1 protein-coding gene and 1 pseudogene are annotated in these 1,078 nt (G+C 80.6%); one reads left to right on the forward strand and one right to left on the reverse strand.

The genetic code is table 11. The features are described 5' to 3' along the window. The coding region (locus tag MNZ27_RS23220; RefSeq protein WP_242396432.1) for an efflux RND transporter periplasmic adaptor subunit at positions 1 to 653 on the forward strand (653 nt) is incomplete at its 5' end. A 39-nt stretch (positions 654 to 692) separates the two neighbouring features. Here MNZ27_RS23220 and MNZ27_RS23225 read toward each other — a convergent pair. Next, a pseudogene (locus MNZ27_RS23225) lies at positions 693 to 1,078 on the reverse strand (hypothetical protein); the annotation flags it as partial.

Consider the following 1,078-nt stretch of genomic DNA (forward strand, 5'->3'; position numbering starts at 1 on the left):
CGGGCGAGCTCGAGGCGGCGCGGGCCGCCCTCGCGGGGGTGGAGGGGGCCGCGCGCGGCGAGCGCGTCCTGCTCCGGGCGCCGGCGCCGGGCCGGGTGCTCCGGGTCCACCGCGAGAGCGAGGGGCCCATCGCGGCCGGCGCGCCGGTGATGGACGTCGGCGACCCGTCCACGCTGGAGGTGGACGTGGAGCTGCTCACGGCGCAGGCGGTGCGCCTCGCGCCGGGCGCCCGGGCGGAGCTGCTGGCCTGGGGCGGGGGCGCCCCCCTCCGCGGCGTCGTGAGCCGGATCGATCCGGCCGCGTTCACGAAGACGTCGGCGCTCGGCGTCGAGGAGCAGCGGGTCCACGTCGTCGTCGTGCCGGCCGGCGGCGCGGGCTGGGCGCGGCTCGGCGACGGCTTCTCGGTCGAGGCGCGGGTGGTGGTGTCGGAGCGCCCGGACGCGGTGAAGGTCCCGGGGAGCGCCGTCTTCCGCAGAGGGGAGGGGTGGGCGGCGTTCGTCGTGGATCGCGGGCGCGCGCGGCTGCGGCACGTCGAGGTCGGCGACGCGGAGGGGGCCGAGATCTCAGTGGTCGCCGGGCTCCAGCCCGGAGAGCGCGTGGTGGTCCATCCGTCCGACCGGCTCGCGGACCGGGCGCGCGTGTCGGTGAGGTGAGGGCGCGCTCGCGCTCGGGCGCGCCCAGGCCCGCTCGACCTACGCCACCCCGAGCCGCTCGGAGCCCACGGTGGGCTCGAGGCGCTGCGGTCGGTTCGGCGTGGGCGCGGGCGCGAGCTGCGAGTGGGCCTTCGCCGCGGCGCGGCGCAGGTACGCGTACCGGTCGAGCTCGAGCGCCGCGGCCAGCCCCTCGGCGAGCCGGTCCAGCCGGCGCGTGTCGCGGCGCGCCGCCTCCTCCGCGGCGCGCGCGGCGGTGGAGGCCCGGCTCTCGAGGGCGCAGAGCCGGCGCCGGAGCGCGACGCGCTCGGCCTCGATCGCGTGCACCATCTCCTCCGCGCGCGCGAGCGCCTCGGCCCGCTGGGCGCGGACGACCGCCTCCGCGGCCCGCGCCCGATCCCAGGCGAGCGCCGCGGCGACCCCCACCG

It is taken from the genome of Anaeromyxobacter oryzisoli, from assembly GCF_022690765.1.
Lineage (GTDB): Bacteria > Myxococcota > Myxococcia > Myxococcales > Anaeromyxobacteraceae > Anaeromyxobacter > Anaeromyxobacter oryzisoli.